The following is a 22815-nucleotide window of genomic DNA, read 5'->3' on the forward strand; positions in this document are numbered from 1 at the left end:
TGATCTGCCGATATGAACCTCTTCAGGCTTCGGTTTCCCATTCCTTCCCCCAGACCTGAACCTTGTGATCCGCTGAAATCTCGCGGAATTCGCGCTTTTGCGGAACATAGTCGATCGAGCGAATGGGGCTTTTCAATTCCAATGGCGCAGCGGCGCTTGGCCCCCGGCGTAAAGTGGGATCGGGGATCGGGACGGCTGAAAGCAGGCGCTTGGTATAGGGATGCTGCGGGTTCTCGAAAATTGCGGTCCGCGAGCCGATCTCTACGATTTCGCCCAGATACATGACTGCCACCCGATGGGCGATGCGTTCCACCACCGACATGTCGTGACTGATGAAGAGGAAGGAGACGCCGAGAGACGCCTGCAATTCCATCATCAGGTTGACGACCTGTGCCTTCACGGAAACGTCCAGCGCCGAGACGGATTCATCGGCGACGATCAGCTTCGGGTCCAGCATAAGCGCACGCGCTATGCAGATGCGCTGACGCTGGCCGCCGGAGAACTGGTGTGGAAACCGGTCGATCGCATCCGGCCCCAGGCCGACACGGCGCAGAATTTCCGCGACCTTCTCCATGGCCTCAGCGCGTGTGCCAAGGCCGTGTTCGAGGAAAGGCTCGGCAATCGAAGAACCAATCCGCGCGCGGGGATTAAGGCTGGAGAATGGATCCTGAAAGATCATCTGGATGCTGCGACGCATCCGACGCTGATCGGGGCCACGAACCGACTTGGCATCGAAACCGTCGACGGTGATGGAGCCCGAGACCGGCTCGGTCAGCCTCATGATCGAGCGCCCGGTCGTCGACTTGCCGCAACCGGATTCTCCGACCAGCGCCAGCGTTTCGCCTTCGGCGATCGAAAAGGAAACATTCTCGACCGCATGAACCCGCCCTGAGATGCGGTTGAGCAGGCCTGAACGGATGTCGAACCGCGTCACCAGGTTCTGCACGTCAAGGACCATCGGCCGGTAACGAGCCGGTGCCGCTGCCGGTTTCTCCGGTTCCTGAATTGCGCCGGTTTCCATATCCACTTTGGGGAAAGGAACCGGTAGTTCGGTGCCGCGCATGGAGCCGAGCCGAGGCACGGAAGCCAGCAATGCCCTTGTGTAAGGATGGGCGGGCTGCTGGAATATCGCTTCGGTACGCTCGGTTTCCACCTGATCGCCTCGGAACATCACCACCGTGCGGTCGGCGATCTCGGCGACGACGCCCATATCGTGGGTAATGAAAAGCACGGACATGCCGCCATCGGCCTGCAATTCCCGAATGAGGTCGAGGATCTGCGCCTGGATGGTGACGTCGAGCGCCGTCGTCGGCTCGTCAGCAATGAGCAGTTTCGGGCGGCAGGCGAGCGCCATCGCGATCATAACGCGTTGCCGCATCCCGCCGGAAAGGTTGTGCGGATACTCCGCCAGCCGCCGTTCGGCGGCCGGAATGCGGACACGGTCGAGTAGCCTGCGTGCCTCGGCGAGCGCCTCGGCATTGGAAAGATCGCGATGCCATTTTAACGCTTCCGCCAGCTGGAAGCCGATGGTCAGCACCGGATTGAGGCTGGTCATCGGCTCCTGGAAGACCATTGCCGCCTCATCACCGCGCAGGGCCTGCATGGCCTGCGGCGGCAGATCGAGCACATTGCGGCCGTTGAGCAATATCTGGCCGTCGATCCGGCTTGTCGCCTTGGGCAGGAGCCGCATGATTGCAAGAGCCGTAACGCTCTTGCCTGACCCGGACTCGCCGACCACGGCGACAGTCTCGTTGGCGCCGACATCGAAGGAAATATTGCGGACGACAGATTTCCAGTAATCGGCAGAACCGAAGGAAACGGTGAGGTCGCGCACGGAAAGGACTGCATCGGAAGTCGTTTCAGGTGCCGGATGAAGAGTGTCTGACATGATCATGGCGCTCACCGGGACGTCGTTCTTTGGGCATTGCGGGGATCCAGCATGTCACGCAGACCATCGCCGAGGAGATTGATGGCGAGGACCGTGATCGACAGGAAGACTGCCGGGTAAAAGATGATGAAGGGCTTCACCAGCCAGAGGGCACGCCCCTCCGCCATGATATTGCCCCAGGACGGAATGACGGGAGGCACGCCCGCTCCGATGAAGGACAGGATCGATTCCGAAATCATCGCGCTGGCGCAGACATAGGTCGCCTGGACGATCAGAGGCGCAAGCGTGTTGGGAAGGATGTGCTTGAAAATGATCGTTGGCAGGCGCGTGCCTCCGGCGACGGCGGCTTCGACATAGGGCTGCTCACGCAAGCTGAGCACCGTGCCGCGCACCAGGCGCGCCGTTCGCGGGATTTCCGCAATGGTGATGGCGATGATGACGTTGGTCACCGATCCTTTGCTGATCGACATCAGCGCCACGGCAAGCAGGATCGCCGGAATGGACATGAGGCCGTCCATAAACCGCATCACGACGGCGTCGATCGCCTTGACGAAACCCGACATCAGGCCGATGGCAAGACCGCCAATGGTCGACAGAACCGCCACCGCAAAGCCTACGATCAACGAGACCTGGGCACCGTAGAGAACGCGCGTATAGAGGTCGCGACCGAGCATGTCTGTGCCGAACCAGTGGCTGGCCGAGGCAAGCTGGGCGCGGCGTGCAGCGTCGATGTAGGACGGATCGGTGTTCGACAGCAGCGGTGTGAGAAATGCGATCAGAAGGATGATGCCGAGCAGGATGGCTCCGGCAATGACAGTGGGATAACGCGTCGTTTCCTTGAGGAAGCCGCTTGCGGATGTGTTGATGGCAGACATCGTTTCGCTCCCTTCAATAGCGGATGCGTGGATCGACGAAGGTGTAGGCGATGTCGATCAGCAGGTTGACGAGAACGTAGGAAATGGAAAACAGCAGGACGATCGCCTGGATCACCGGGTAGTCGCGCCGCATGATCGATTCCATCGTCAGGCGTCCGAGGCCCGGAATGGCAAACACGCTTTCCGTCACGACGGCGCCGCCGATAAGAAGCGCGACCCCGATGCCGATGACGGTGATGATGGGAACCGAGGCGTTCTTCAGCGCATGGACGAACAGGATGGCGCGACGACCGACGCCCTTTGCTTCGGCGGTGCGGATGTAATCCTGCTGCAGCACTTCCAGCACGGCCGTTCGGGTGATGCGGGTAATCAGTGCGATATAGGCTGAACTCAGCGTCAGACACGGCAGTACGAGATGCTGGAACCAGCGCGAAACACCTTGGCCGATCGGCGCATAACCCTGAACCGGCAACCAGCCGAGCTTCAGGGAAAAACTCCAGACCAGCGCATAACCGACGACGAAGACGGGAACGGAAAAACCGAGGACGGCAAAAACGGTGATGAAGTGATCGACCTTGGTGCCGGCGCGCCATGCGGCGATGACGCCGAGCGGTACGGCGATGCAGACCGCCAGGATGAGGGTCGGCAGCATCAGGGACAATGTCGGTTCGATCCGCTGCCCGATCATTTGCGACACAGGCATATTGGTCAAAAGGGATGTGCCGAGATCGAACTGCATGATCGATGCGATCCAGCTGCCGAACCTGAGGAGGAATGGATCGTTCAGACCGAGATTGGCGCGAATGCGCGCAATGTCCTCAGCCGTCGCGTGTTCGCCGGCGATCACCGCCGCAGGGTCGCCAGGCGTTAGATAAAGAAGTGAGAAGACGATGAAGGCGACGATCAGCATCACCGGGATGGTCGCCAGGATGCGTCTCAGAATATAGGCATACATGGACTTTCCCCTTATGCGCTGTTTTCGGCGAGGGTATTCACTCGCGTAGCTGTTTTTTTCAGAGGGGAATCGACATGGTCGGCGACCCACAAGGCAAGCAGGGCGCATGCCTTCATGAAATCGTCGATCTCCATGGCTTCGTCCGGATTGTGACTGCCGTTTTCATTGCGAACGAAAAGCATGGTCGAGGCGACACCGGCTTCCGCAAAGGCTGCCGCGTCATGCGAGGCCGGGCTGCCGATCTGGGTCAGGTCGAGGCCGGCGGCCGTGGCCGTGGTCTGCATTTCCGAGATGATCTTCTGCGACATGACACCGACAGCCGCACTGGCGCGCTTGCCGAGTTCGAAATGCACGCCACGTTCGCGTTCGATACGAGCGACCTGTTCAAGGAAAAAAGCCTCGAGACGGGCAAGCACAGAGGGATCGTAGGCACGGACATCGAGGCTGAACGCGAAAGCGCCCGGCACGCTGGTCATGCCATGGATGGCCGAGTCCGTGTGGAAACGCCCGAATGTCATCGCCAGCGGCACGCCGGCTGCCTCCTCCTCGCGCCATTTTGCATCCATTGCCATGGCAAGGTCGGCTGCCGCCATCGCCGCATCTCGGCGAAAACGTCGGGGCGTGCCGACATGGTCCTGGCGGCCGATGATAGTTGCTTCCGGATAGCGGAAATTGCCCGGAATGCCGCTGCAGATCGCAAGCGGCACCTGCATCTCGGCAAGGCTGGGGGCCTGCTCGATATGGACCTCCAGAAACGCCCGTATGGAAGAGGCATCAAGGGATTTTTCCCGGCGGGCGATTGCTTGCGGATCGCCGCCGCATTCGGCGATATGTTCGGCCAGTGTCCGGTTTGTATCGATCCGGCGGGCTTCTAGCCCGCCATCCGGCAAGCTACCCAATGCCGACCGGCTGCCGATATAGGAAACGCCGAACCAGACGCTTTCTTCCGCCCTGACGCCCATGGCGATGACATCGCAAGCGGGCTTGATGCCCAAGTCCTTCAGGGCGGCGATTACCGTCAGTCCGGCGACAACCCCTGCAGCGCCATCAAAATTGCCGCCATGCGGGACGCTGTCGAGATGCGAGCCCATGATGATTGAGCCTGCCTGCGGGTTACTGCCTTGCCAGGTGACAAATGTGTTGAGGGCAGCGTCCCGCGTAACGGTCAGGGATAGTGCCTTTGCGTGGTCGGCGATGAGTGAATGTGCGAAATTCTCGCCGGCACCGTATGTGTCGCGAAGGATGCCGGGCTTGCCCGGGCTACCGGCCGCAAGTGACGCGAAAAGATGTTCGACATCGCCACGGCGTGCTTCGACGGCGGAGAGAATCTGCTGAATGCTAGGGGGCATGGAATTGAGGCTTCTGCTGGTGTGATGGCCGGCCCGCCCGAAGGCGAGAAGCCGGCTCCGGCTTGGTGGGGCCAGCCCGTTCGAAACGAGACGGGCGGCCCCAGGGATCGAATTGGGGTCAGACGCGGCGGACGTTCCAGAAGACGGACGTGCCCTTCATGATACCCTCGATATCGGCGCGGTGCAGAGCGGGCTGCTTGTACTGGCCGATCGGATAATAGGGCACTTCCTCGAAAGACAGCTTCTGGATATCGTCTGCGATGCGGACCTGTTCGCCAGCGTCCGCAGTCTCGATCCACTGTGTGCGAAGGGCTTCCATCTTGTCGCTTTTGTACCAACCGGGAAAGACGCCATCGCCGCGAAGCGTGCTGTGGCCGAGCGGGTTCAACCAGTCGATGCCCTGCCAGTTGCCGACGAATGCGTTCCAGCCGCCTTCTTCTGCCGTGCCCTTGTTGACGCGCCGCTTAAGGACCGATCCGAAGTCGATCGCCACATATTCGACGTTCATGCCGGCCTTGCGCATCACATCGGCTGCGATATCGCCAAGCGGCTTCTGAGCGAGTGAATCGGCAGGAACGAGCAGTACGACCTTTTCTCCATTGTAGCCTGCGGCCTTGAGCTCGGCCTTGACCTTTTCATAGTTGCGCGGACCGGTGAACACGTCGAGGCCGCTCTTGCTGGCCATCGGGGTATTCGGGGTGAAATAACCGAGCGGCGAATAACGGAAGCGTGGATCCGAGCCGGCGACCGCCGTCATGAACGCTTCCTGATCGATGGCCCCGAGCAGGGCCTTGCGGATGGCCGGATTGTTGAAAGGCGGTTGCAGATGATTGACGCGCATCTGGCAGGTGAAGCCTAGGTCGTCGAGGATCTGGGTTCGCAGGTTGGAATCGGCCTCGACAAGCGGCATGAAATCATGCGGCATCGCTTCCTGCCAGTCCTGCTCGCCGGCCTGGACAGCGGTCGTTCCGGTCGCCGCGTCCGGCATCGTGGTCCATTCGACGCGATCGAAATTGACGATCTTGGGTCCGGCGGTCCAGTCCGGTGTGCCGCTTTCACGCGGCTTGTACTTGTCGAACCGTTCATAGACATTACGCGAGCCCGGTACACGCTCGCTGGCGACATAGCGGAAAGGGCCGCTGCCGATCATTTCCGGGATCTGCTTGAAGGGATCCGTATTGGCAAGCCTTTCCGGCATCATGAAGCAGGCCGGCGAGGCCACTTTTCCAAGCGCCAGAGGAAGATAGGGGAATGGACGCTTCAGGCGGAAGCGGATGGTCTTGTCGTCCGGTGCCGAAAGCTCGTCCGTCACCTGCATCAGCGAGCTGCCATAGGTGTCGCGTGCTGCCCAGCGGCGGATACTTGCAACGCAATCGCGCGCCAGAACCTTCTCGCCATCATGCCAGAACAGCCCGTCGCGCAGCGTCAGCGTCCAGAGCTTTCCGTTGTCCTCGACCGTGTGACCCTCAACCATCTGCGGCGACACTTCGAGGTTCTTGCTCATTCCATAGAGCGTGTCGAAAACCATGTATCCGTGGGTACGGCTCACCTGAGCGGTCGTGGCGACGGGATCAAGAAAGGCAAGATCGATGACGGGAATGAAGCGCAAGGTCGATTGCGACGCCGCACTAATGGAGGGGCTCCCGATAATCGTCGCGGCCGCAGCGGCCTGAAGGAAAGTTCGGCGTCTAAGCATGTGTTCCAGCCTCTTTAACGACGCAAGCCAACTCGCGCGCAGAGCATGGCTCTGCACGAGTGATCAGGTCGCGCCTTTGTTGTTATGACTTGGAAAGAATGCCGCAGGGGGGCAGCACAAAGCAATGGACGCTGGTATGAAATATCGAGGCGTTCTATTCATCTTCTGAATAGCCCGGTAGATCAGAATCTCATCGATATTCTGGACGTAGTCCGCCTCCGGCTGGTGCCGGGTACCTAATCTCTTGCGAGAGCGCCTTCCCTGTTAATCCATTGCGTGAAAAGCCGCATGGACTGGCTTGTGGGAAGACTGCGCGGACGCGCGAACCAATAGCCGTAATCGCTGCGGTAGCCGATACCTGCGGGGTTCACGAGACGGCCGGAGACAAGTTCCTCAGCGATCAGCCCCTGCGGAATCAGCGCCATGCCCTGGCCAGCGAGAGCGGCACGTATCACCATTGTATAATAACCAAACCGCATCGTATGGCGTGCTTCGAGAGTTGGACTACCGTGAAAGGCCGCCAGAAATGGCCAGTGAAATGGTGTCTGGGGATGTTCAAGCATTACACCTTTCGAAGCAGCTTCGACCGATGCCGGCTCGCCTATTTTTTCCCAATAAGAGGGCGCACTGACAAGACGGATATCGTGACCAAACAGATAGTCTCCCTCCTCCTCATCAGACGGCTTTACAACGAAACGAACCATACCATCGGGAACTTCGGTCTGGGTCTTGGAGACGAAGGTCGTGAACTGAACCTCGATTTCCGGATGAGCCTCGGTAAACTGAGCGAAGCGCGGCAGGAGCCAGCGATCCCCGAAGATCGGCGGCACCTGAAGGCGAAGCACGCGAGGCCCGGGTTTCAGACGTGAAACTTTCAGGGCTGCGTCTTCCATCGCCTTGATGGCAGTGCGTGCATGCTCGATATAAATGCTTCCCAGCTCCGTCGAGATCATGCCGTTCGGCGTGCGAATGAAGGCGGGGCCGCCAATGGCTTCTTCAAGATTTATCAACTGCTTGCTGACTGCACTCTGTGACAGCGACATGGGCTCGGCTGCGGCGCTGGTAGACCCTCTTTCAGCCACGGCCAGCAGCACTTGCAGTCCCGTCATGGAAGGGAATTGTTTACGACCTGCCACTTCGACCTCATGCAGCATTTGGCGCTCCGTTGCACGCACATGTCGGACAAAACGGAATGCGGAAAGAGAAGGGATATGGGGCGCATCTCATGTGAACCCGCATCACCTTACCATAGCTGTTTTCAGAATAGGCACTATACCATCCACTGGCTAGTCGCTTTCTTCATAGGGCAACCAATTATCTTCGCTTGCCTCTTTATAGGCCCAGTGAGACCGTTGCCTAAATTTTTGACAAATAAGGGAACACTGATGTCTGAACCGACACAGCTTTGGGGTGGGCGTTTCAAGTCCGGCCCGTCCGAAGCACTTGCCAATCTCTCTCGCGCACATCCCTCGTATTTCCGTCTCTATCGCGAAGATCTGGCCGGTTCCCGCGCGCATGCTTCCGAACTCAAGCGCGCTGGCGTATTGGACGAGACTGAATTCACCACGATTCGTGCCGCACTCGATCAGATCGAGCTCGACATTGCCGAAAAACGCGAAGAGCCGATCCCGTCGGACGAGGACATTCACACCTTCATCGAGCGCCTGCTGATGCAGCGTCTCGGCGCCCTCGGCGGCAAGTTGCGTGCCGGACGTTCGCGCAACGACCAGACCGCCAACAACACCCGCCTCTATCTGCGTCGCATGGCCCGCGAAATCTCGCGAGGCATCATCGATGTCGAGAAGTCGCTCGCCGCACAGGCTGCAAAGCATACCGAAACCGTAATGCCCGGCTTTACTCACCTGCAGCCGGCACAGCCTATCGTGCTCGGCCATCATCTTATGGCGCATGCGCAGAGCCTGTTGCGCGATATCGAGCGTTTCGAGGATTTCGATCGCCGCTTCGATCGTTCTCCGCTCGGTGCAGCCGCTCTTGCAGGTTCAGGCATCGTCAACCGGCCGGATCTGGCTGCCATCGAGCTCGGTTATTCCGCTGCCTGCGAAAACTCGATCGACGCCGTCGCAGCGCGTGACCATGTTGCAGAATTCCTGTTCATCTGCTCGCTGGTCGGCGTCAGCCTGTCGCGTCTGGCGGAAGAAATCTGCATCTGGGCATCCAAACAATTCAGCTGGGTCAAGTTGCATGACAGCTATTCAACCGGCTCGTCGATCATGCCGCAGAAGAAGAACCCGGATATCGCCGAGTTGACGCGTGGCATGAGCGGCACGCTGATCGGCAACGTCGCGGGCTTCCTGGCGACGATGAAGGCCATGCCGCTTGCCTATAACCGCGACCTCGCCGAAGACAAGCGCGTCCTGTTCGAGAGCCTCGACGTTCTCGAACTCATCCTGCCGGCTTTTGCGGGCATGGTTGAAACGCTGGAATTCGACGTGGCCAAGCTGCGTGAGGAAGCGCCTAAGGGTTTCACGCTGGCAACCGAAGTTGCCGACTGGCTGGTCTCGCAGGGCGTACCGTTTGCCCAGGCTCACGAAATCACCGGTGCTGTCGTCCGTTACTGTGAGGAACACGGCCACGATCTGGCCGGCCTGACGGAAGCCGATCTGCCGAATATCGATGATCGCCTGAACTCTGGCGTTCTAAACGCCATCACGATCGAAGGTGCGCTTGCAAGCCGTACCGGTTATGGTTCCACCTCGCCGGCAAGCGTGCGCGATCAGATTGCGCGCTTCAATGCCGCATTGGAGGCCAAGGCCGCTTTCGCTGCCGCCGAACTGCTTCAGGCGGGCGCAGCAGCCGTACCGCAGCAGACGCGAGGCGCGCGATGAGCACAGTAGACGTAACATCTTCGACGACTGACCAGAAATACGAAATCGCCCATCTGAAACTGGTGCCGAAACGCCATATCGGGCGGATGATCGCAGCAGCCATCGTGCTGCTGATCCTCGCGGCGATCGTGCGCGCCTTCAGCGTCGGCCAGATCGAATGGAGTTATGTTCGCGACTTCCTCTTCGCCCCGGCCATTTTGGACGGATTGAAGAGTACGCTGATCATGACCGTTGCAGCAATGGCGCTGGGCATCGTCCTCGGCGTCGTCATTGCGATCATGCGTGTATCCGGCAATCCGGTGCTTTCCTCGATCGCGATCGGTTACGTCTGGATCTTCCGTGGAGCGCCTGCGCTGCTGCAGCTGATGATCTGGTTCAACCTGGCGCTGATCTTTCCGACGATGGGCATCCCCGGTTTATTCGAGTTCCGCACCGTCGATATCATGACGCCGTTTGTCGCCGCCATGCTCGGTCTGGGCATCTCGCAGGGTGCCTACACGTCGGAAGTCGTGCGAAGTGGTCTTCTGTCGGTTGACAGCGGCCAATATGAGGCCGCCCGCGCGATCGGTATGACGCAGTTCAAGATGCTTCGTCGTATCGTGCTGCCGCAGGCCATGCGTGTCATGGTGCCGCCGATCGGAAACGAGGTGATCGGCATGGTCAAGCTGACTTCGCTTGCCAGCGTCATCCAGTATTCGGAGATCCTCCACAACGCCCAGATCATCTACTTCGCCAATACCCGCGTGCTCGAACTGCTTTTGGTCGCGTGCTTCTGGTACCTCGTCGTCGTCACTCTTCTGTCGATCGGCCAGTACTATATCGAGCGCTATTTCGGCCGCGGCAGCAAGTCCATCACGGCGTCGATGTGAGGTGTGAGATGACCAAGGATATTATTGTAAAGGCCGTCGACGTTACCAAGCTCTACGGCCCGTTCACCGCCCTCGACAAGGTCAATCTGGAGATCGCCAAGGGCGAAGTCTGCTGCATCATAGGCCCGTCGGGATCGGGAAAAAGCACGTTCCTCCGCTGCATCAACCAGCTCGAGAAAATGAACTCGGGTGCGATCTGGGTGAATGACGAACTGGTGGGTTATCGCCGTGAAGGCAACAACCTTCACGAGATCAACGATGCGGACATGGCGCGCCAGCGCCGGCGGGTCGGCATGGTCTTTCAGAGGTTCAATCTTTTCCCGCACATGACTGCGCTGGAAAACGTGATGGAAGGCCCCGTTCAGGTTCTAAAGGAGCCTGTGGCGGAAGTTCGCAAGCGCGCCGAGGATATTCTCGTTCGCGTCGGGTTGAGCGACAAGATTGGTCATTATCCGTCGCAGCTTTCCGGTGGCCAGCAGCAGCGCGTGGCAATCGCCCGTGCGATGTGCATGCGCCCCGATCTGATCCTGTTCGACGAGCCGACGTCTGCACTCGACCCGGAACTCGTTTCAGAAGTGCTGGACGTGATGAAGGATCTCGCCGCGAGTGGCATGACGATGATCGTGGTGACCCACGAACTCGGCTTCGCCCGAAATGTCGCCAACACCGTGGCCTTCATGGAGGCGGGCAAGATGGTTGAGATCGGCCCGGCATCGGAAGTCCTGACCTTACCGAAAAGCCCGCGCACTGCGGAATTCATCAGGGCTGTGCATAGCTGAGACAATCGGGCAGGCAGGAATTTTCCTGCCTGCAAATCAGAAAACAAACATCAATCCAATCCAGGTTCAATAAGGGGAACTTACATGAAGACTGCATTCATTGCCCTCGCGGCAGTTCTGGCATCGACGGCCGCACATGCCGAGGGGCTGCCGGACCGCGTCAAGACAGCCGGCAAGGTTGTCGTTGCCAACCAGCCGAACTACCCGCCGATGGAATACAAGGATCCGGCCACCAACACGCTGATGGGTGTTGACATCGATCTCGGCCTGGCGCTGGCAAAGCAGCTCGGCACCACCGTCGAATGGGCCGATATCGGCTTCGAGCAGATGGTCTCCTCGCTGGAAACCGGTCGCGTAGACCTTATCCATAGCGGCATGAGTGACTTGCCGAAGCGTCGCGAGACGCTCGACTTCGTCGATTACATGAAGTCCGGTGCACAATTCTACACCTCGGCTTCACGCAAGGAAGAGTTCAAGACACCTGCCGACTTCTGCGGCAAGACGATCGGCATGAGCCGTCGTACCTCCTTCCCGGATGAAACGGCGAAGTGGAGCGCCGCCAACTGCGAAGCAAAGGGACTGGCAGCCATCAAGGTCGTCGGCACTGAAGGTTCGGCGGATGCGCGCGCCCAGCTGAAGCAGGGCCGCCTTGACGGCGCAGTCCAGGGGTCTGAAACCCTTCCATACCTGACCAACCTGGAGAAGAACACCTATGCCATCGTCGGCGAGCCCTTCACGGCTGTCTACCAGGGTATTGCCTTCTCCAAGAAGGATCCGGCCCTGCGCGATGCCTATGCAGCGGCCCTCAAGGCTCTGATGGCATCCGGCGAATACAAGGCCATCTATGCCAAGCACGGTCTCGAAGGCACGATGCTCGACGGCATCTACATCAACGGCGAAGCCGTCAAGTAACGCCCATATCAGGATGTCCGGACGCGAAATCTCGCGTCCGGACGCTTCTGCGGCATCTGCCTTGAAGATGGCCGCTTCGTCGAGCATCTCCAGAGCATCCCATGAACCGTTCTCTCGCCGACTCGCCGGTCGACAGGCTGGCCCGCTTCGTTTCCTCTCTCGACTATGACGCCCTGCCGGCGAATGTCGTTGCCAAAGCCAAGATCCATGTTGCCGATACGCTGGGCGCCGCCCTGGCTGGCGCGCGCTCCAACGAGTTCGCCATTTCGGTAAAGTCACTTCGACCCGCCGGTCCCGTCCCGTTGTGGGGAACCGGTCTTGCTGCCTCGACCCGTGACGCTGCAATTCTCAACGGCTGTGCCGCGCATGCTTTCGAGCTGGACGATTCCGGCGGCTGCGACCATTCCGGCGCCGTGGTGCTGCCGGCCCTGTTCTCGGCGTTGCACGAGATAGGTCGACCAATGGACGGCCAGCGGATGATCACCGCTGTGGTCGCAGGCTATGATGTCGGGCGACGCGTCCTGGAGGCGACGGGCGGTTATGATGCCCATAATAGTCACGGGTGGCACTCGACCGGCACCTGCGGCACTATTGGGGCGGCGGCCGCATGCGCCAACCTGCTCGGTCTCGATGCAGCCGCGACACGGGATGCCATCACTCTGGCCACGAGTTTTTCCTCCGGCCTTTGGGCCTTCATTCATGACGGCTCGCAGGCGAAGAAGCTTCACGCCGGCCGCGCTGCCGAAGGCGGCCTGCTCGCGGCCTTGCTGGCCTCAAACGGCTTTGCCGGCCCATCCCGCGTTTTCGATGATGTATGGGGTGGTTTTTTCAAATCCTATAACAAGTCCGCCTGCCAGCCCGAATTGCTTGCCGAAGGCTTGGGCGAAGTCTGGAAGGTCAATCGAGCTGTGCTGAAGCCTTATGCATCCTGCCGCGGTGCGCATTCGGCCGTTGATGCACTTGAAGACCTCCTGTCGGAAACCGGGCAAAACGCCTCCGATATTCAGCATATCGACCTTCGCATGAGCGCCATGCTCAAAGACATGTGCGGCGCCAAGGTGGGCGCTGCGATGGCCCCGACACAGATGAGCCTTCCCTATGCGCTGGCGGCGCGCTGCACATTCGGCACGGCCGGTCTGCAGGCTTATACCGAAGAGCATCGTCACCATCCTGATGTCCATGCGATGATGGACCGGATTGATGTTGCGGTCGATGAGGCCATGGATCCGATGGCCGAGCCGGTCGTGACGCTTCGGTTCAAGGATGGCATGGTGGTCGATCGCATGGTTCCCCGCGCGACCGGTTCCGCCGAGCGGCCAATGCAGGCAGCTGTCGTCGAAGCCAAGTTCCGCGAACTTGTGGCGATGAGCCTGCCATCCGATCAAGTCGAAGTCTTGTGGAAAACCTTGGGCTCGCTCGAACAAATCGAAGACTGCTCTGAAATCGAAGCGCTGATGGCAGGCAATGCCGACAGCATCCCCACCTTCCGTTGAAAGCTCAAGAGATGACATTCGATCTTTCCCCACGCCCGCTGAACCCCGCTCCAGCGACACCGAAGATGATCTGGCCGAATGGTGCAAAGAGCGCCTTGTTCATCGGCTTCGACGTTGATGCCGAGACCGCTTGGATCGGCAACAATCCCTCCAATGTCGACCGGATGGTCACGACATCGCATGGCGGTTACGACGCGCGCGTGGGCATCGCCAAGATACTCGAACTGATGGCGGAACTGGACCTGAAGGGCACGTTCTTCACGCCCGGCTGGACGGCACTCGCCCACCCAGCGCAATGCGAGGCGATGGTCGCTGGCGGCCACGAAATCGGCCATCACGGTTACCTTCACAAGCTTCCGGACCGGACCAAGCTCGATGAGGCCTTTGAAGAGATCGACCGCGGTTTTGACGCGCTAAAATCGGCTCTCGGCATCCGCCCGGTCGGCTACCGCGCGCCATCCGGCGAAAACTTTCCCGAACTGCTCGCTTATCTGAAGAAGGCCGGAATTCGCTATTCCAGCTCTTTCCGCGACGACATTCTCCCCTATCGCCACGCCGGCACAGATGGTGCGGTCGGGCCTGTTGAAATCCCCGTCAATTTCGCGTTCGACGACTGGAATTTCGGTATGTCGAGCCGCACCAGCTCGCGTCCGCTCTTCGGCCGCGATCCCGTGCTCCAGCTGTGGAAAGACGAATTCGAGGCGACCCATGCCTGGGGTGGCGTTACCACGCTCGTGCTTCATCCGCAGGTCTCGGGCCGGCCGATGCGTTGGCATATCCTGCGCGATTTCCTCAAGCACGTCATCGACAAGGGCGACGTCTGGATTGCCACTGGAGCTGAGATCACCGATCATTACGAGACGCTCGAGGCGGCTTCGGCCCGATAAACAGTTAGCATAGCGAAGGATTTGACCATGGCTCTCGATGAAGAAGCGCTCAAGCGTCTGCGCGAACGATATGGCGAAGGCCATGGCGGAAGCATCCACGACCCGGAATTTCGCGCGGTCGCCGACCGCATTTTCTCGGCTTCCGGAACACGGGCAGCGCCGTTCAGCGGCATCCCGACCTTGCTCGACGCGACTTACCGGCAGATCGATCCGGCAAAGCCGGATCTCTCCGATCTCGATGTAGCGCTGATCGGCGTTCCGATGGATCTTGGCGTCACCAATCGACCTGGCTCTCGTTTCGGGCCGCGCGCCTTGCGATCGATCGAGCGTGTCGGACCTTATAACCACGTGCTGAAAACCGCACCACTTTTCGAGATCAACGTGGCCGATATCGGTGACGTGCCGTTCCGCAGCCGTTACCGGCTGGAAATGAGCCACGAGGATATCGAGGCGCATTTCAACAAGGTCATCGATGCCAATGTCATCCCGCTGGCCGTCGGCGGCGACCATTCCATCACACACCCGATCCTCAAGGCTGTTGGTCGTGACAAACCGGTCGGCATGATCCATATCGATGCCCATTGCGATACCGGCGGTGCCTATGACCTGACGAAGTTCCATCACGGCGGACCTTTCCGCAATGCTGTTCTCGACGGCGTGCTTGATCCGACCCGCGTGATCCAGATCGGCATTCGCGGCGCCGCCGAATATCTCTGGGAATTTTCCTATGAGAGCGGCATGACGGTCATCCATGCCGAGGAAATCGGCAGGATGGGCATCGAGGCGGTCATTGCAAAGGCACGCGAAGTCGTTGGCGACGGACCGACCTATCTCTCGTTCGATATCGACAGCCTCGATCCGGCCTTCGCTCCCGGCACTGGCACACCGGAAATCGGCGGCCTGACCAACCGTCAGGCGCTCGATATCCTGCATGGACTGAAGGGCCTGAACTTTGTCGGCGGCGACGTCGTGGAAGTCGCACCGCAATACGATGCAACCACGAATACGGCCCATAATGGTGCACAGATGCTTTTTGAAATTCTGAGCCTGATCCGATTTAGCCCGGCTGTTTCGCCGCGGTCCTGATCATCGTTGAAGCATGTCTCCCGAAGCGGATTCCTGCTTCGGGAGACATGCTCTAAACAACACAGAAGATAATGGCCGATCCCATATCCACGCCCTCAACCAGCCCTACAGCTTCGGTCATCGAAAGCCTCAAGCAGGTCGTTGGCGCGCAAGGCTGGAAGGCCGACGAAGCCGAGCGCCGAAGCCATGCGACCGACTGGGTCGGACGCTTTTTTGCCGATCCTCTCCTTGTCCTGAAACCGTCAACCACCTTCGAAGTCTCGGAGATAGCAAGGATCTGCAACGACAACGGGCTGAAGATCGTGCCGCAAGGCGGGAATACCTCGCTGGCCTGCGGTTCCATTCCGACAGGTCAGGGTGACGAGATCATCGTCAACCTGTCCAGGCTCAATCGTATCCGTGGCATCGATATGTTCAACGACACGATTTCAGTCGATGCCGGCTGCACGCTTGCCTCCGTACAGCAGGCAGCCGAGCAGGCAGATCGACTATTCCCCTTAAAGCTCGGATCGGAAGGCAGCTGCCAGATCGGCGGCAATATTGCCAGCAATGCGGGCGGAACGAATGTGTTGCGTTACGGCAACATGCGCGACCTCGTTCTCGGTCTCGAAGTCGTACTCGCGGACGGTCGCATTCTTGATGGAATGCGGGCGCTTCGCAAGGATAACACGGGCTATGATCTCAAGCATCTCTTCATCGGCAGCGAAGGAACGCTCGGCATCGTCACAGGAGCCGTTCTTAAACTTTTCCCCATGCCCAGCACGGCTGTCGCAGCAGTCTGCACCGTTTCGTCTCTGCAGTCTGCGCTTGATCTTCTAATCCTGTGCAAGAAGCACGGAGGTGAAAGCCTCACCACTTTCGAACTGATGCCACGCGCCGGGCTCGAACTTGTGTTCAAGCATTTTCCATCAACCCGCTTTCCACTCGGGGAGCTACAGGACTGGCAATTGCTGATTGAGTTCAGATCGAATGACGGAGAGGAGAGAGTTCGCGAGCTGTTCGAAACCATTCTGTCTCAAGCGTTTGAATCAGAGTTGGTCGTCGATGCGGCGATTGCCCAGTCCATCCAGCAAAACAGGGATTTCTGGGCACTGCGCGAAGGATTAGCGGAGGCGGACTTCATGGAAGGGGCTGTGATCACCACAGATATCTCCTTGCCTCTTTCCGCCGTTCCGGCATTCATGGATGCCTGTTCGCGTGCCGTGCTCGCACTTGTTCCAATGGGACGCGTTATTGCCTTCGGCCATCTTGGAGATGGAAATATCCATTTTGGCCTGCTGCAACCGCTGGGTTCTGACTCTGAGCAATTTCTTAGCCGTAGCAATGAAATCCAATCCATCATTCACACCATGGCGCTGTCGATGAACGGCTCCATGTCTGCCGAGCATGGGTTGGGTTTTGTGAAAAACGGTGCGGTCGCCCAATATCGCAGCCAAGTGGAACATGATCTCATGCTGACGATGAAAGCAGCCTTGGACCCGAAGTCGACGCTCAATTTGGGCAAGGTTCTGACAATCGAAAATGGCGCGTTTAGCGCGTGCAAGACCTAGGTGACAAACAACATTTCCGCACGGATCATGAGCGCGCAAAAACAAGCGCTTTGATTTTTGTTCGGATAGATTGGGTCACAGCATTCTTTAGAATGCCGGCAAAACCGCGGCCCCGATGCGTATCAATGCGATCGGGGCCTCGATTTTATCAAGCCAGATCGTCCGGCAGGACGCCGGCCGGAATGTTCTGATAGCTCACGGGCCGCAGAAACCGTCGGATAGACATGGTTCCGACCGAGGTTGCGCCGAAATTGGTGCTAGCGGGATAAGGACCGCCGTGAACCATGGAGTCCACGACCTCGACGCCCGTTGGAAAACCGTTGATCAGAACCCGTCCCGCCTTGCGCTCAAGGATAGGAAGCAAATTCCGAGCAAGAGCGGTGTCTTCATCCGCCATCTGCATTGTGGCCGTAAGCTGGCCCTCGAAATTCTTTGCCAATGCAGGCATTTCATCAGCCGAAGCGACGCGCACGACCAGGCCAAGCGGGCCGAAGACTTCCTCGGATAGAGCATGATCTTCGATGAATGCCTCGGCCTGCACCTCGTAGAGATTTGGGCGGCATTCACGTCCGGTGCTTTCGGTTGCAAGCACTGAGCGAACGGAATTGCGGCCATCAAAGCGCGCCTTTCCGTCGTGATATGCCTGCGCTATCCCTGACGTCAGCATGGTTTGCGGGGCGGTCTTGGCAAGAGCTTCGGCCGTTGCCGCGACGAAAGCATCGCCTTCGCTGCCGCGAGGAACGATCGCGATGCCCGGATTGGTGCAGAATTGCCCGGCTCCCATGACAAGCGATCCCGCCCAACCAGCCGCAAGTTCTGTTGCCTTCTCCTTCAGCGCGCCTGGAAGTACGAACATCGGGTTGACCGATCCGAGTTCACCAAAGAACGGGATCGGTTCGGGGCGCTGTGCGCAAAGATCGAACAATGCTCTACCGCCCGCGAGTGAGCCGGTGAAGCCGACAGCCTTGATGAACGGGTTTTTGACCAGAGCGTGGCCGACGTCCCGCTTGCCGCCCTGGATAAGCGAGAAGGTTCCCGGATGAATGCCGCAGCTTTTGATGGCGGCAAAAATGGCCTCTGCGACGATCTCGCTGGTGCCTGGATGCGCCGAATGGGCTTTGACCACAACGGGGCAACCCGCGGCAAGCGCTGCAGCCGTATCGCCGCCGGCTGTGGAAAACGCCAAAGGAAAGTTTGATGCGCCAAATACGGCGACCGGCCCAACTGGACGTTGCATCAGCCGTATTTCCGGTCGAGGTGCAGGTTTGCGATCCGGCTGAGCCTCGTCATGTCGGCGATCGAGATAATCGCCCTTGAGGATATGGTCGGCGAAAAGCCTCAATTGTCCAGTCGTTCGACCTCGCTCACCCTGCAGGCGGGCGGCAGGCAAACCGGTTTCGGCACTACCGATTTCGGTTATCGCTTCGGCGCGCGCCTCGATCTCGTCCGCGATCGCGTTGAGAAAGGCCGCGCGTTGCGCCCTGCTGGTATAGCCGTAGGACCAGAATGCCTCTTCTGCGGCCGCGCAAGCGCGGTTGACCAGATCTACTGTTCCGACCGAAAAATTAGATATCTCGCCATGTGCCGGATCGTTGGAGAAGGTTTCGGCTGTTGCTACCCATTCTCCGGCGACCAGATGCTGGCCATGTGGTTTAAACACGATTTTCACTCCAGTTCATTGAAATCATGATGCTAAAGATTGAGCGCGCAGGTTTTAAGTCTGTACGCTGTGGTCGCTCAGCGTCCGTGTTTCTTGCGCCAAGCCTCATATTTTTCTCGGTATTCGTCCTTTGTTTGAGGGTATAGGCCGATGATCGCATCACCGGCTTTGACCTGTTCAAGAACAAAATCCTCGTAGCTTTCCATTCCGGTGCATTCGTCAGCGAGCTCATCTGCCAGATGCGCCGGAATGACCATAACGCCATCGCGATCTCCGACCAGCACGTCCCCTGGAAAAACAGGGGCGTCGCCGCACGAAATCGGCACATTGATGTCCAAGGCTTCATGCAGCGTCAGGTTGGTTGGTGCAGAGGGCTTGGCATAATAGGCCGGCATGTCCAGTTCGCCTATGCCGTTGGCATCGCGAAAACCACCGTCTGAAACGACCCCGGCAGCGCCGCGAAGCGCCAGGCGGGTGATAAGAATAGATCCAGCAGTTGCAGCTCGTGCGTCCTTGCGCGCGTCCATGACCAGGACCCAGCCTGGAGGGCAGGTTTCCATTGCGACGCGTTGGGGATGCTGGGGATCACGAAAGACGGTGATTGGATTGCGGTCCTCGCGTGCAGGGATGTATCGCAACGTGAAAGCCTGGCCAACCATGTTTTCGGCTTTTGGAGAAACCGGAATGACACCCTGAATGAACTGGTTTCGCAGCCCGCGCTTGTAGAGCGCGGTCGCAATCGATGCCGTGGAGATTTTCTTGAATTTGGCGCGTGTCGCCTCGGAAAGGATATAGTCTGTCATGATGTCCTCAAAAGATATCAGGTTCGCCAGGTGCGCAACTCATTTCTCTCTGCCAAAGATATACTGATGCATTAGTGCTCCAATGGCAATGAGTCTATGGCAAGAGCATTCCGTCGTGCCGCCGAGCCGGTTGCCACTGCGCGAAAAGACCTCGAAATGCGATCGCCATTACGGTCAGCAGCGCCGTGCGCCCCTCGACGGTAACGCCTTCGAGCCGTTCCTCGGCGGTTTGTTTCTCGATGAGTTTCTGTGTCTCCATCCCATGGCTTGCGAGATCCAGAATGCCGGTTGACGGGTGATCGATACTCGTCTTTTCCCGCGCCATGCTCGGACAAGCCGGTCCCATCACCCTAGCAATTGCAGTTACGCCGCTGATGAACAATCGCAGAACTATCCTCCCGAAAATGATGGGCGCTTGCCCTGGCTTCGCGTTACTCCCAAAGCGAATAAATACATTGAAGCACTAAAACATCAGTGCATCAAAGCGAGATTTATGTTCTAGATGTGCTGGCGTTATTGGGGTTAATGGAAACGATAAATGGGTGACGTTATCAGGCGTGGTCAATTGGACCGTTCTAGGCCGGTGGCACTGCAGGTGCATGAGATCTTGCGCGAACGGATCCTGAAAGTTGAGCTTGTGCCGGGCACGGTACTTTCTCGGGCCTCACTCCAGCTGGAATTCGGCGTGAGTCAGACGCCTGTTCGCGATTCGCTGATGCGTCTGCAGGAGGAGGGACTTGTCGAAGTTTATCCGCAATATGCAACGGTTGTCGCCAAGATTGATGTCGATCACGCGAGGCAGGCGCAATTTCTACGGCTGTCCATTGAGCTTGAGGCCGTGCGGCGACTGACCGGCAGCGCTCCCATGGAAACGGCCGATGAATTGCGCGAGATTTTGTCACGGCAGAGAGCTGTGGCAAGCCCCGTGACTTATGACAAGTTCGATGCAATCGATCGTGAGTTCCATCGACGGCTCTATGAGAAGGCCGGTATTGCGCAGCTTTGGGCGAATGTCCGCAGGCAGAGCGTGCATCTTGACAGGCTTCGACGGCTTCATTTGCCAATGCCGGGTAAGATGGAAACAGTTCTCGCAGACCATCAGGCAATTATCGATGCCATTGCGTCTGGGGATCCGAATTCAGCAGCCGAGGCCTTGCGCAAGCATCTTTCGGGAACACTATCGATTATCGATGTGATCAGCGCCGAATTTCCAGAATATATCGAGGAAGTCCTGTCTCGGAGCTAGGACGTTCTCAATGACCGGTCATAATTAGCTTTATAGAGAAAATACCTTCGGGGTGTCGGCTGATGCGGTGGAAAGCTAGCCCGAAACAAGTGTAAGCCACATCCCGATTGAACCTTGATCCCGGTTCCTGGGGCGGTTCTCGATCAACGGAAAATTGCTTCACGCCTGTCCGTTACAGCACGTAAGACCGATGCACGCGATGCCAATAGGTTCTGGATTTCGGCGCTACGCATGGCCAGATCCTTCTGACGATCGCCATCTGGATCGGTTCGACTGCCTCGATGTCTGTCGGAGCAGCTTGTCTTTCAGCTTTTGACGACGCCAGCGACAGTTCTGTCGATGCGGGGATATCTCGGAACCTTCTCGGTCGTTGAAGTCCAATGTTGTCTGTTCCGAAGTCGTTCGGAGAAAACATCTTGCTTGCAGCTAGAACGAACTCCTGCGATAGCTAATCGAACGTGCCTGACAGGTTGGTAATAGCGAGGCGATATTGGAAGACATTACCGCGACAGCTGGACTGGATACATCCCACGCATCAAGGATCAGTTCGGATCTCCGCAAGCAACTGACGAGCGGTGTATTTCAAGCTGGTGACCGGCTGCCCAGTGAAAACGCACTTGCCAAGCAATATTCCGTCAGCCGAACAGTCGTGCGCGAAGCGATCGCCATTCTACGTGCAGACGGTCTCGTTCAGGCGCGTAAAGGGGCGGGGGTTTTTGCGCTCGAGGCCAGGCGCGAAGAGGAACGCCCGTTCAAAGATCTGAAAACCGAGCGTATCTCGTCGGTCATCGAGCTGCTCGAATTGCGAACGGTTTTTGAAGTTGAGGCCGCTGCACTGGCGGCGGCGCGGCGTTCGGCCGCTCAGATCGAAGCCATACTCGAGGCGCATAATCAGGTCAGGATCTGCCTTGCAAACGGAACACCAACCCGCGATGCGGATTTCGGCCTGCATCTGGCTATTGCCCAGGCAACGCAAAACCGGCGGTTTCCCGAGTTTCTTCAGTTGATCCGTTCAGGGATCATTCCTCGCGGAGAGCTTCAGGGGGCTGCGCCGGGATCCCGTCCAAAGGATTATAATCTTCATCTGCAGGAAGAGCATGCGCGAATTGTCGATGCCATCATTGAAGGTGATGCCGATGCCGCGCGCGAGCACATGCGCGCCCACCTGCGTGGAAGCCTGGAGCGTTACAAGGCTCTGCTGCGTGCGAGAACCTTGCCCATGGACGACGTAGTCACTTCGGCATAGACGTGTTGTCATACAGAAGTTAAACCTTATATGGTGACATTGTGATTGTTGTCAGTGAGGTTTCATGTCTCTACCTGTTTTTCCCATCATATCGCCCGATAAGGGTGTCCAGCGGCAGGTCCTTTCCGAAGCGCCTGAGCTGATGGTTGTGTCGTTTCGCTTCGAGGCTGGGGCCGAGGGCAAGTTGCACAGCCATCCACACGTGCAGTCGACCTATGTCGCTCGTGGTCGCTTTCGGTTTATCCGTGGAAACGAAGCTTATGAGCTGGCTGCGGGTGACAGTCTCGTCATTCCCGGCAATGTCACGCATGGCTGCGAGTGCCTTGAAGAAGGCGAGTTGATTGACTGCTTTACGCCTCGGCGCGAAGACTTCCTCTGATCAGTGCTTGACAGTACGAACAGCATGTGACAACTTTCATTAAGTTGTCTGACAGGATGGGAGCCTGTCTCTGCCGATGACCGGCGGCCGACATACGGAGGATACATGTCGACAAGACGCCCCTCAATGCAGGGCGCTTTAGGGCAAATCGGTACCATTCTGGTGACTTTGCTCGGGCTGCTCGTACTTACCTTCATCATTGGCCGGATGATGCCTGCGGATCCCGTGCGCGCCATGGTCGGCGAGGACGCGACCCGCGAGACCTATGAGCAAGTTTTCCGCTCGCTCGGTCTCGA

Annotated in this window: 20 protein-coding genes and 1 pseudogene; 12 read left to right on the forward strand and 9 right to left on the reverse strand. The window is 58.5% G+C overall.

Annotated elements, in window-relative coordinates; translation table 11 throughout:
* Positions 1-22: 22 nt before the first annotated feature.
* From ACI3K0_RS22650 to ACI3K0_RS22675, 6 genes are all read right to left on the reverse strand, one after another.
* On the reverse strand, positions 23-1894 hold the full coding sequence (locus tag ACI3K0_RS22650; protein ID WP_404946294.1) for an ABC transporter ATP-binding protein: 1872 nt from the start codon (positions 1892-1894) through the stop codon (positions 23-25).
* 5 nt (positions 1895-1899) lie between these two features.
* Positions 1900-2763 carry an ABC transporter permease gene (locus tag ACI3K0_RS22655; protein WP_148146776.1) on the reverse strand — a complete coding sequence of 288 codons (864 nt, stop codon included), beginning with the start codon at positions 2761-2763 and terminating at the stop codon, positions 1900-1902.
* 13 nt (positions 2764-2776) lie between these two features.
* Positions 2777-3718, reverse strand: coding sequence for an ABC transporter permease (locus ACI3K0_RS22660; RefSeq protein WP_206826599.1), 942 nt, complete (start codon positions 3716-3718; stop codon positions 2777-2779).
* Between the two features lie 11 nt (positions 3719-3729).
* Entirely contained in the window at positions 3730-5067 is a 1338-nt protein-coding gene (locus ACI3K0_RS22665) for a hydantoinase/carbamoylase family amidase (protein WP_206826601.1), read from the reverse strand.
* Between the two features lie 118 nt (positions 5068-5185).
* Positions 5186-6763, reverse strand: a complete 1578-nt coding sequence (locus ACI3K0_RS22670; RefSeq protein WP_404946295.1) for an ABC transporter substrate-binding protein — start codon at positions 6761-6763, stop codon at positions 5186-5188.
* Between the two features lie 236 nt (positions 6764-6999).
* On the reverse strand, positions 7000-7917 hold the full coding sequence (locus tag ACI3K0_RS22675; protein ID WP_183685551.1) for a LysR family transcriptional regulator: 918 nt from the start codon (positions 7915-7917) through the stop codon (positions 7000-7002).
* 231 nt (positions 7918-8148) lie between these two features.
* On the opposite strand from ACI3K0_RS22675, the gene argH reads away from it, so the two are divergent.
* From argH to ACI3K0_RS22715, 8 genes are all read left to right on the forward strand, one after another.
* Positions 8149-9609 (forward strand): argininosuccinate lyase, encoded by a 1461-nt coding sequence (argH, locus tag ACI3K0_RS22680; protein WP_148146782.1) that lies wholly within the window; start codon positions 8149-8151, stop codon positions 9607-9609.
* A complete protein-coding gene (locus tag ACI3K0_RS22685; RefSeq protein WP_206826603.1) occupies positions 9606-10478 on the forward strand; it encodes an amino acid ABC transporter permease in 873 nt (290 codons plus the stop codon). Before argH ends, ACI3K0_RS22685 begins: the two co-directional genes overlap by 4 nt.
* A gap of 8 nt (positions 10479-10486) precedes the next feature.
* Positions 10487-11257 (forward strand): amino acid ABC transporter ATP-binding protein, encoded by a 771-nt coding sequence (locus ACI3K0_RS22690; protein ID WP_210349062.1) that lies wholly within the window; start codon positions 10487-10489, stop codon positions 11255-11257.
* Positions 11258-11341: 84 nt separating this feature from the next.
* The gene (locus ACI3K0_RS22695; protein WP_183826503.1) at positions 11342-12169 is read left to right on the forward strand and encodes an ABC transporter substrate-binding protein; all 828 of its coding nucleotides are present in this window, start codon (positions 11342-11344) and stop codon (positions 12167-12169) included.
* A gap of 101 nt (positions 12170-12270) precedes the next feature.
* Entirely contained in the window at positions 12271-13662 is a 1392-nt protein-coding gene (locus ACI3K0_RS22700) for an MmgE/PrpD family protein (RefSeq protein WP_404946296.1), read from the forward strand.
* Between the two features lie 11 nt (positions 13663-13673).
* Positions 13674-14549, forward strand: coding sequence for a polysaccharide deacetylase (locus tag ACI3K0_RS22705; protein WP_183685552.1), 876 nt, complete (start codon positions 13674-13676; stop codon positions 14547-14549).
* Between the two features lie 27 nt (positions 14550-14576).
* Positions 14577-15635, forward strand: coding sequence for an agmatinase (gene speB, locus ACI3K0_RS22710; RefSeq protein WP_148146794.1), 1059 nt, complete (start codon positions 14577-14579; stop codon positions 15633-15635).
* Between the two features lie 71 nt (positions 15636-15706).
* Complete coding sequence (locus ACI3K0_RS22715; RefSeq protein ID WP_404946297.1) at positions 15707-17185, forward strand: FAD-binding oxidoreductase; 1479 nt, start codon at positions 15707-15709, stop codon at positions 17183-17185.
* A gap of 148 nt (positions 17186-17333) precedes the next feature.
* Here ACI3K0_RS22715 and ACI3K0_RS22720 read toward each other — a convergent pair whose 3' ends face one another.
* The 3 genes from ACI3K0_RS22720 to ACI3K0_RS22730 all read right to left on the reverse strand — a co-directional run bounded on the left by ACI3K0_RS22720 (position 17334) and on the right by ACI3K0_RS22730 (position 20030).
* On the reverse strand, positions 17334-18848 hold the full coding sequence (locus tag ACI3K0_RS22720) for an aldehyde dehydrogenase (NADP(+)) (RefSeq protein WP_404946301.1): 1515 nt from the start codon (positions 18846-18848) through the stop codon (positions 17334-17336).
* Between the two features lie 74 nt (positions 18849-18922).
* Complete coding sequence (locus tag ACI3K0_RS22725; protein ID WP_148146797.1) at positions 18923-19648, reverse strand: ribonuclease activity regulator RraA; 726 nt, start codon at positions 19646-19648, stop codon at positions 18923-18925.
* Between the two features lie 94 nt (positions 19649-19742).
* Entirely contained in the window at positions 19743-20030 is a 288-nt protein-coding gene (locus tag ACI3K0_RS22730) for a hypothetical protein (protein ID WP_404946298.1), read from the reverse strand.
* A gap of 156 nt (positions 20031-20186) precedes the next feature.
* Here ACI3K0_RS22730 and ACI3K0_RS22735 point away from each other — a divergent pair, with 156 nt between their 5' ends.
* The 4 genes and pseudogenes from ACI3K0_RS22735 to ACI3K0_RS22750 all read left to right on the forward strand — a co-directional run.
* Positions 20187-20894 (forward strand): GntR family transcriptional regulator, encoded by a 708-nt coding sequence (locus tag ACI3K0_RS22735; RefSeq protein ID WP_206826605.1) that lies wholly within the window; start codon positions 20187-20189, stop codon positions 20892-20894.
* A gap of 499 nt (positions 20895-21393) precedes the next feature.
* Positions 21394-22140 carry a FadR/GntR family transcriptional regulator gene (locus tag ACI3K0_RS22740; protein WP_148147062.1) on the forward strand — a complete coding sequence of 249 codons (747 nt, stop codon included), beginning with the start codon at positions 21394-21396 and terminating at the stop codon, positions 22138-22140.
* A 64-nt stretch (positions 22141-22204) separates the two neighbouring features.
* Positions 22205-22519, forward strand: coding sequence for a cupin domain-containing protein (locus ACI3K0_RS22745; RefSeq protein WP_183826480.1), 315 nt, complete (start codon positions 22205-22207; stop codon positions 22517-22519).
* Between the two features lie 105 nt (positions 22520-22624).
* Positions 22625-22815, forward strand: a pseudogene (locus ACI3K0_RS22750) (ABC transporter permease); the annotation flags it as partial.

Origin of the sequence: Rhizobium sp. ZW T2_16 (assembly GCF_044987325.1) — a bacterium.
Taxonomy (GTDB): domain Bacteria; phylum Pseudomonadota; class Alphaproteobacteria; order Rhizobiales; family Rhizobiaceae; genus Neorhizobium; species Neorhizobium cellulosilyticum.

What these genes read in the sequence shown, in the direction of transcription:
- ACI3K0_RS22650 (WP_404946294.1), bottom strand. Translation starts at nt 1,894, where the DNA reads ATGATCATGTCAGACACTCTTCATCCGGCACCTGAAACGACTTCCGAT.
- ACI3K0_RS22655 (WP_148146776.1), bottom strand. Translation starts at nt 2,763, where the DNA reads ATGTCTGCCATCAACACATCCGCAAGCGGCTTCCTCAAGGAAACGACG.
- ACI3K0_RS22660 (WP_206826599.1), bottom strand. Translation starts at nt 3,718, where the DNA reads ATGTATGCCTATATTCTGAGACGCATCCTGGCGACCATCCCGGTGATG.
- ACI3K0_RS22665 (WP_206826601.1), bottom strand. Translation starts at nt 5,067, where the DNA reads ATGCCCCCTAGCATTCAGCAGATTCTCTCCGCCGTCGAAGCACGCCGT.
- ACI3K0_RS22670 (WP_404946295.1), bottom strand. Translation starts at nt 6,763, where the DNA reads ATGCTTAGACGCCGAACTTTCCTTCAGGCCGCTGCGGCCGCGACGATT.
- ACI3K0_RS22675 (WP_183685551.1), bottom strand. Translation starts at nt 7,917, where the DNA reads ATGCTGCATGAGGTCGAAGTGGCAGGTCGTAAACAATTCCCTTCCATG.
- argH (WP_148146782.1), top strand. Translation starts at nt 8,149, where the DNA reads ATGTCTGAACCGACACAGCTTTGGGGTGGGCGTTTCAAGTCCGGCCCG.
- ACI3K0_RS22685 (WP_206826603.1), top strand. Translation starts at nt 9,606, where the DNA reads ATGAGCACAGTAGACGTAACATCTTCGACGACTGACCAGAAATACGAA.
- ACI3K0_RS22690 (WP_210349062.1), top strand. Translation starts at nt 10,487, where the DNA reads ATGACCAAGGATATTATTGTAAAGGCCGTCGACGTTACCAAGCTCTAC.
- ACI3K0_RS22695 (WP_183826503.1), top strand. Translation starts at nt 11,342, where the DNA reads ATGAAGACTGCATTCATTGCCCTCGCGGCAGTTCTGGCATCGACGGCC.
- ACI3K0_RS22700 (WP_404946296.1), top strand. Translation starts at nt 12,271, where the DNA reads ATGAACCGTTCTCTCGCCGACTCGCCGGTCGACAGGCTGGCCCGCTTC.
- ACI3K0_RS22705 (WP_183685552.1), top strand. Translation starts at nt 13,674, where the DNA reads ATGACATTCGATCTTTCCCCACGCCCGCTGAACCCCGCTCCAGCGACA.
- speB (WP_148146794.1), top strand. Translation starts at nt 14,577, where the DNA reads ATGGCTCTCGATGAAGAAGCGCTCAAGCGTCTGCGCGAACGATATGGC.
- ACI3K0_RS22715 (WP_404946297.1), top strand. Translation starts at nt 15,707, where the DNA reads ATGGCCGATCCCATATCCACGCCCTCAACCAGCCCTACAGCTTCGGTC.
- ACI3K0_RS22725 (WP_148146797.1), bottom strand. Translation starts at nt 19,648, where the DNA reads ATGACAGACTATATCCTTTCCGAGGCGACACGCGCCAAATTCAAGAAA.
- ACI3K0_RS22735 (WP_206826605.1), top strand. Translation starts at nt 20,187, where the DNA reads ATGGGTGACGTTATCAGGCGTGGTCAATTGGACCGTTCTAGGCCGGTG.
- ACI3K0_RS22745 (WP_183826480.1), top strand. Translation starts at nt 22,205, where the DNA reads ATGTCTCTACCTGTTTTTCCCATCATATCGCCCGATAAGGGTGTCCAG.